This is a genomic window from Streptomyces sp. NPDC050422 (genome assembly GCF_044458665.1).
In the GTDB taxonomy this organism is placed as follows: Bacteria; Actinomycetota; Actinomycetes; order Streptomycetales; family Streptomycetaceae; genus Streptomyces.
Map to the genome: position 1 here is coordinate 24644 of NZ_JBITIE010000044.1, position 6725 is coordinate 31368.

Consider the following 6725-nt stretch of genomic DNA (forward strand, 5'->3'; position numbering starts at 1 on the left):
GTTTTCCGGGCATCGTCCGGAGATCCCCCGGCGGCGCCGCTCACACCCCGCGCGCGCGACCGCCGCAACGCCCGACAGGGAGGAGAGCGCCGTCATGTCCGACCGTGCCCCGCAATTGGTGGAACGCCGTCTGCCCACCGAGGAGTCCAGGCAGCTCGTCGCACTCGTCCGCGACATCGCCCAGCGGGAGATCGTGCCGCGGGCCGCCGAGGAGGAGGACGCGGGCCGGTTCCCGCGCGAAGTCTTCACTCTGCTCTCCGAGTCCGGTCTGCTCGGCCTGCCCTACGACTCCGCCCACGGAGGCGGGGACCAGCCGTACGAGGTCTACCTCCAGGTCCTCGAAGAGCTCGCCGCCGCCCGGCTCACCGTCGGACTCGGCGTCAGTGTCCACTCGCTCGCCTGCCACGCGGTCGCCGGCTACGGCACCAAGGACCAGCAGACCGAACACCTTCCGGCGATGCTCGCGGGCGGCCTGCTGGGCGCCTACTGCCTCTCCGAACCCGCCTCGGGCTCCGACGCCGCCTCGCTGACCACCAAGGCCGTCCGGGACGGCGACGACTGGGTCATCACCGGCACCAAGGCGTGGATCACGCACGGCGGCATCGCCGACTTCTACACGGTCCTGGCTCGTACGGGCGTCGAGGGCCCGCGCGGAATCACCGCCTTCCTCGTCCCGGGTGACGCGGCCGGCCTCGGCGCCGCCGTTCCCGAGAAGAAGATGGGGATGAAGGGCTCGCCCACCGCCCAGCTGCACTTCGACGGCGTACGGATCTCCGACGCACGCCGGATCGGCGAGGAGGGGCAGGGCTTCGCGATCGCCCTGTCCGCGCTCGACTCCGGCCGGCTGGGCATCGCCGCCTGTGCCATCGGCGTGGCCCAGGCGGCGATGAACGAGGCCGTCGAGTACGCCACGGGGCGCAAGCAGTTCGGCCGCCCCATCGCGGACTTCCAGGGTTTGCGGTTCATGCTCGCCGACATGGCCACCCAGATCGAGGCGGGCCGCGCGCTCTACCTGGAGGCCGCCCGGCTGCGCGACGCGGGGATCCCCTTCTCGCGGCAGGCGGCGATGGCGAAGCTGTTCTGCACGGACGCCGCGATGCGGGTCACCATCGACGCCGTCCAGGTGCTCGGTGGATACGGCTACACGCTGGACTTCCCCGTCGAGCGGCTGATGCGCGAGGCGAAGGTGCTGCAGATCGTCGAAGGCACCAATCAGATCCAGCGGATGGTCATCGCCCGCCACCTTGCGGGGCCCGAGACGCGCTGACCCGCAGCGGCCGGTCCGACCACACGGGCGTCGTCATGATCCGGTTCCACTCCTGGTCATGGCGGCCCGGCAGGGTCCTGCCCGTGCCTTCCCAGTGCCGGAGCAGCGACCGGTAGATGGGCGGATCGGTGGAGTGGGGTGCCGAGCGCGGCGCCGGGTGAGGTGCCGGCCGGGTGGGTTCCGACGGTGTCGGTGAGGCAGGGGACTGCGGAACCGATTCTTCGGATGCCGGAGCGGCGAGACGGCGGCGACCGGGTCCGGCCGTGGGGTGCAGCAGGGTCATACCGGGCCAACGGCGCGGGGCCGGGCCGGGTCACTGCCGGGCCGATTCGAGCGCCTGTTCGGCAGTTCCTCTTGGTGCGCCGCGCCGGAGGGCCGACGGAAAGCCGCACCACGCCGGTTCGACCGTCGTCGTGGTGCGGGTGATTCCGTCTCCGGCGTGTCGGCGCCTGCCTCAGGCGGCGTCGCGGCGCAGTTGCCCGGGCACCCGGAGCGGACGCGATCCGGCGCCCCCGGCGTGCGAGAACGGCTGCATCCTCCAGTCGAGCCCCTGAGGGAGCGTCAGCAGCAGGGCCGTCTCCTGCTCCTGGGCGTCGGCCGACTCATCGGCGGGCCGGGCTTTCGCCGCGGCGCGGCCGGTACCGGCACACACCGTCAGGACGAACGGGTTCCACGGAGTGGGGCACAGTGCGTGCTCCGGCAGTACGTCCTCGTCCGCCAGGAGCGCGATGGGCTGCGCACAGTCCGGGCAGACGACCCGGTACATCTCGAACGTGTCGTACGCGTCGGGAGTGCTGTCCTCGAAAGGATCAACGGGCTCCGGTTCGGTACGTCCGGTGAGCTTCAGGCTCTGCATGGGAAATTCCCCCCTCGGGTGGGCCGACAAGGCGCCGCGGCCTCGACCACAGCAAGCACTTCCCGGCGGGCATCTGCCGTAACCGCGAGGGGCCCCGGCTATCGGCGCGTAAACCTGTGGCATTCGTCACATGCCTGCCGCAGGTGCCCTTCACCGCCCTCCACGGCTGTGCCTGGAGGGCGCGGGGCCATAGATTGATCCATATGGAGGAGCTGGACCGTCAAATCGTGGAGTTGCTCGTCAAGGACGGGCGGATGAGCTACACCGACCTGGGCAAGGCCACCGGCCTGTCCACCTCGGCCGTTCATCAGCGCGTCCGCAGGCTGGAGCAGCGCGGGGTGATCCGTGGCTATGCCGCGGTCGTCGACCCCGAGGCCGTCGGCCTGCCACTGACCGCGTTCATCTCGGTGAAGCCCTTCGACCCGAGCGCGCCGGACGACATCGCGGAGCGGCTCGCCGGCGTCCCGGAGCTGGAGGCCTGCCACAGCGTCGCGGGTGACGAGAACTACATCCTCAAGGTGCGGGTCGCGACCCCCCTGGAGCTGGAGCATCTGCTCACTCGGATCCGCTCGCTCGCCGGTGTCTCCACCCGCACCACCGTCGTCCTCTCGACGCCCTACGAGGCGCGCCCGCCGCAGATCTGACGGCTTCACCCGCTGCCGGTCACGGGTGGGGCCGTAAGGGGGGTCGCGCACGGCGCGGACCCCGGCAGGCGGGAGACTGGTCCTCATGACCGAGAGCACCGCCCCCCAGAGCGAACACCGCACCGTGCTGCTGCGCGGTGGAGACGTCCACAGCCCCGCCGACCCCTTCGCCACCGCCATGGTGGTCGAACGGGGCCATGTCGCCTGGGTGGGCTCCGAAGGGGCCGCCGACGCCTTCGCGAGCGGCGTCGACGAAGTGGTCGACCTCGACGGCGCCCTGGTCACTCCCGCGTTCACCGACGCGCACGTCCACACCACGTCGACCGGTCTGGCCCTCACCGGCCTCGACCTGTCCGGCGCCCGCAGCCTCGGCGAGGCCCTGGCCCTCGTCCGGACGTACGTGGCGGCACACCCCGCCGACCGGGTGGTTCTGGGGCACGGCTGGGACGCCACGCGCTGGCCGGAGCAACGCCCGCCCACGCGCGCCGAGCTCGACGCGGCGGCGGCCGGCCGGCCGGTCTATCTGCCCCGGATCGACGTCCATTCGGCGGTCGTCACCACCGCGCTGCTCGACCTCGTCCCCCAGGCCGCCTCGATGCCCGGCTACCGGCCCGACGCGCCGCTGACGGGTGCCGCCCACCATGCGGTGCGCGCGGCCGCCCACGGCGCCGTCTCGCCCCGTCAGCGTGCCGCCGCCCAGCGCGCCGCGCTTGCTCACGCGGCGTCCCTCGGGATCGGGACCGTCCACGAGTGCGGTGGCCCCGACATCTCCGACGAGGAGGACTTCACCTCGCTGCTGGAGCTGGCGGCGGGGGAACCGGGGCCGCGGGTCTTCGGCTACTGGGCCGAACAGGTCGGCGACGAGAAGGACGCGCGGCGCATCCGGGAGCTCGGTGCGGTGGGCGCTGCGGGGGACCTCTTCGTCGACGGGTCGCTCGGCTCGCACACGGCCTGCCTCCACGAGCCGTACGCCGACGCGCCCGGCCCGGGCACCGCCCACCTGGACGCCACGCAGATCGCCGCCCATGTCGCGGCCTGCACCGAGGCCGGGCTCCAGGCGGGTTTCCACGCCATCGGCGACGCGGCGCTCTCCGCCGTCGTCGACGGCATCAGGACGGCGGCCGAGAAGGTGGGCCTCGGCCGGGTACGGGCCGCCAGGCACCGCGTCGAGCACGCGGAGATGCTCACGCCCGAGACCGTGGCCGCTTTCGCGGAGCTTGGCCTCACCGCCTCGGTCCAGCCCGCGTTCGACGCCGCCTGGGGCGGTGAGGAGGGCATGTACGCCCGCCGGCTGGGTGCCGGGCGGGCGAGGACCCTCAACCCGTACGCGGCGCTCCTGCGGGCCGGTGTGCCCCTCGCGTTCGGCTCCGACAGCCCGGTGACCCCGCTGGACCCGTGGGGGACCGTGCGGGCCGCCGCGTTCCACCGGACACTCGAGCACCGGATCTCCGTCCGGGCCGGCTTCACCGCCCACACCAGGGGCGGCTGGCGAGCCGTCGGCCGCGACGACGCGGGCACCCTGGTACCCGGCGCCCCGGCCGACTACGCGGTCTGGCGCACCGAGGAGCTGGTGGTCCAGGCCCCGGACGACCGGGTGGCGCGCTGGTCGACGGACCCCAGGTCGGGTACGCCAGGGCTGCCGGATCTCAGCCCGGGCGGCGAACTCCCGGTCTGCCTGCGCACGGTGGTCTTCGGACAAACTGTCTACGTACGGCCGAACGAGTGACGTGCGGACATTTCGTACCGCCGATCGAAGTCGCTCCCGTTCTGCCGCGACCTGGGGATCTTCGGGACTGACCAGGCAAGTTCGGTAAACGATGCAGGTCAGGCGACTATTGACAGAATGCGCCCACTGGCCGGTAGGTTCGGCCGAGTCCACCACAGGACGTCCGACCGGTTAAACCTCCACGCAGTCGTCGAACGCCGCTGGGTCATGGGGTGGTGTGCCGCACCGGCGCACCGTCACTGACAGCCAGGTTCAGCGCCCGCGCCTCGGGGGCGAGGGAAGGTTTCAGCCGGGCGGAGGGTGCGACCCGGGTGGGGCCCGGACGTTCAGTAGACAACGGCTCTAGGTCGACCCGCAGCCGGCGGGTCCCAGGTCGGCCCGAAGGGCGCCGGGCCCCGATCCGCAGTTCTGTCCGTACTTCCGTGCTTCTGTCCGCCGCCGCTTCCCACGCCGCCCGACCGGGTCGCTCTGTGCAGGTGCCGCTCTCGATATGGTGTGCATCTGCGTACGGACTTAAGGGGCAGTAAGTGAACGACGGCGGTCAGAGGCGATACGGCCCGCTCGGCAGAGCTTTGGTGATCATTCCGACCTACAACGAGGCCGAGAACATCAAGCCGATCGTCAGCCGGGTGCGCGTCGCCGTGCCGGAGGCCGACATCCTCGTTGCCGACGACAACAGCCCGGACGGCACCGGGAAACTCGCCGACGAGATCGCCGCGACCGACGACCAGGTCCACGTGCTGCACCGCAAGGGCAAGGAGGGGCTCGGCGCGGCCTACCTCGCCGGCTTCCGCTGGGGCATGGACCACGACTACGGCGTCCTCGTCGAGATGGACGCGGACGGCTCCCACCAGCCCGAGGAACTGCCGCGCCTGCTCACCGCCCTCAAGGGTGCCGACCTGGTTCTCGGCTCCCGCTGGGTCCCGGGCGGACGGGTGGTCAACTGGCCCAAGTCCCGCGAGATGATCTCCCGCGGTGGCAGCACGTACTCCCGGCTGCTGCTCGGACTGCAGACGAGGGACGTCACCGGCGGTTACCGGGCCTTCCGCACCGAGACGCTGCAGGGCATCGGTCTGGACGAGGTCGCCTCACAGGGCTACTGCTTCCAGGTCGACCTGGCCCGCCGCTCCATCGAGGCGGGCTTCCACGTCGTCGAGGTCCCGATCACCTTCGTGGACCGGGAGGTCGGCGACTCCAAGATGAGCCGGGACATCCTGGTCGAGGCACTCTGGCGCGTGACGGCGTGGGGCGTCACCACGCGTACGAACCGGGTGCTCGGCCGCCGCACGTCCTGACCCCGGAGCGGACGCCGCTCTCCGCCGCCCCCTTACCCCGTTCGGACGCTTTTCCAGGCACACTGGGGGCATGACGACCGGCACACCGCCCCCGACCGCCCGCAAGCGCTCGCGCGCCCGGACCTTCGTTCCTCTCGCCATCGCCGCCTGGGCGGTGCTGGAGATCTGGCTGCTCACCGTCGTGGCGGACGTGGCAGGCGGGTTCACCGTGCTGCTGCTCCTGGTCGCCGGGGTCGTCCTCGGGGCCGTGGTGATGAAGCGGGCCGGTCGCCGCGCCTTCCGCAATCTCACCGAGACGCTCCAGCAGATGCCGGGACAGCCGGGGGCCGACGGCTCGTCGCCCGCCCCGCCGAGCACCCGGGGCAACGGCTTCCTGATGCTCGCCGGGCTGCTGATCATGATTCCGGGGATGATCTCGGACGTCGCCGGACTGCTGCTCCTGGTCCCGCCGGTCCGTTCGGCGCTCAGCAGGTACGCGGAGCGCTCACTGGAACGGCGCATGAAGGCGGCAGGCAGCCCCGGCAGCCTCTCGGACGCCTTCCAGCAGGCTCGTATCCACCGCCCGGACGGAAAGGTCGTCCAGGGCGAGGTCATCCGCGAGGAACCCTCCCACCCGGACGACACCCCGCGTCCGCCCCTGACACCGTAACCACCGCCCCTGGCAACGCAGCTCCAGGCTTGCTCCATCAGCCCCTGGCCCGCCACATCAGTGTCGGGCCAGGAAGAAAATCAAGCCCTTCGGCGATTGAGGACATCTTTGGCCGGCGCCCGACCGGGGCCGGGCCAGGCGCACGGCGCGCCCGCACATCTGGTCCCCGCAGCCGGCCGCCCAAGGCCCACGCACAGAGCCGCGGGGGGGGGGGGGCGCGGGGGGGGGGGGGGGGGGGGGGGGGGGGGGGGGGGGGGTGGGGGGGGGGGGGGGGGGGGGGGGGGGGGC

The 6725-nt window shown here is 72.3% G+C and carries 6 protein-coding genes; 5 read left to right on the plus strand and 1 reads right to left on the minus strand.

Annotation, left to right across the window (positions count from 1 at the left end; genetic code table 11):
• Positions 1 to 94 precede the first annotated feature (94 nt).
• Positions 95 to 1267, plus strand: a complete 1173-nt coding sequence (locus ACIBJG_RS38045) for an acyl-CoA dehydrogenase family protein (protein WP_399314831.1) — start codon at positions 95 to 97, stop codon at positions 1265 to 1267.
• Positions 1268 to 1721: 454 nt separating this feature from the next.
• Here the strand turns inward: ACIBJG_RS38045 and ACIBJG_RS38050 are convergent, their stop codons facing one another.
• Complete coding sequence (locus ACIBJG_RS38050) at positions 1722 to 2123, minus strand: hypothetical protein (protein ID WP_399314833.1); 402 nt, start codon at positions 2121 to 2123, stop codon at positions 1722 to 1724.
• Between the two features lie 203 nt (positions 2124 to 2326).
• Between ACIBJG_RS38050 and ACIBJG_RS38055 the strand changes: the two genes are divergently transcribed.
• The 4 genes from ACIBJG_RS38055 (at position 2327) to fxsA (ending at position 6437) form a co-directional block, all read left to right on the plus strand.
• On the plus strand, positions 2327 to 2767 hold the full coding sequence (locus ACIBJG_RS38055; protein WP_024493538.1) for an Lrp/AsnC family transcriptional regulator: 441 nt from the start codon (positions 2327 to 2329) through the stop codon (positions 2765 to 2767).
• An 85-nt stretch (positions 2768 to 2852) separates the two neighbouring features.
• Positions 2853 to 4493, plus strand: coding sequence for an amidohydrolase (locus ACIBJG_RS38060; RefSeq protein ID WP_399314835.1), 1641 nt, complete (start codon positions 2853 to 2855; stop codon positions 4491 to 4493).
• A 527-nt stretch (positions 4494 to 5020) separates the two neighbouring features.
• Complete coding sequence (locus tag ACIBJG_RS38065; protein ID WP_399314837.1) at positions 5021 to 5788, plus strand: polyprenol monophosphomannose synthase; 768 nt, start codon at positions 5021 to 5023, stop codon at positions 5786 to 5788.
• Between the two features lie 70 nt (positions 5789 to 5858).
• Positions 5859 to 6437: an FxsA family membrane protein gene (gene fxsA, locus ACIBJG_RS38070; protein WP_399314838.1), complete on the plus strand. Its 579-nt coding sequence runs from the start codon at positions 5859 to 5861 to the stop codon at positions 6435 to 6437.
• Positions 6438 to 6725: the final 288 nt, after the last annotated feature.

Bases quoted from the DNA above. Each gene is read 5' to 3' on its own strand.
- ACIBJG_RS38045 (WP_399314831.1), top strand. From the start codon at position 95: ATGTCCGACCGTGCCCCGCAATTGGTGGAACGCCGTCTGCCCACCGAG.
- ACIBJG_RS38050 (WP_399314833.1), bottom strand. From the start codon at position 2,123: ATGCAGAGCCTGAAGCTCACCGGACGTACCGAACCGGAGCCCGTTGAT.
- ACIBJG_RS38055 (WP_024493538.1), top strand. From the start codon at position 2,327: ATGGAGGAGCTGGACCGTCAAATCGTGGAGTTGCTCGTCAAGGACGGG.
- ACIBJG_RS38060 (WP_399314835.1), top strand. From the start codon at position 2,853: ATGACCGAGAGCACCGCCCCCCAGAGCGAACACCGCACCGTGCTGCTG.
- fxsA (WP_399314838.1), top strand. From the start codon at position 5,859: ATGACGACCGGCACACCGCCCCCGACCGCCCGCAAGCGCTCGCGCGCC.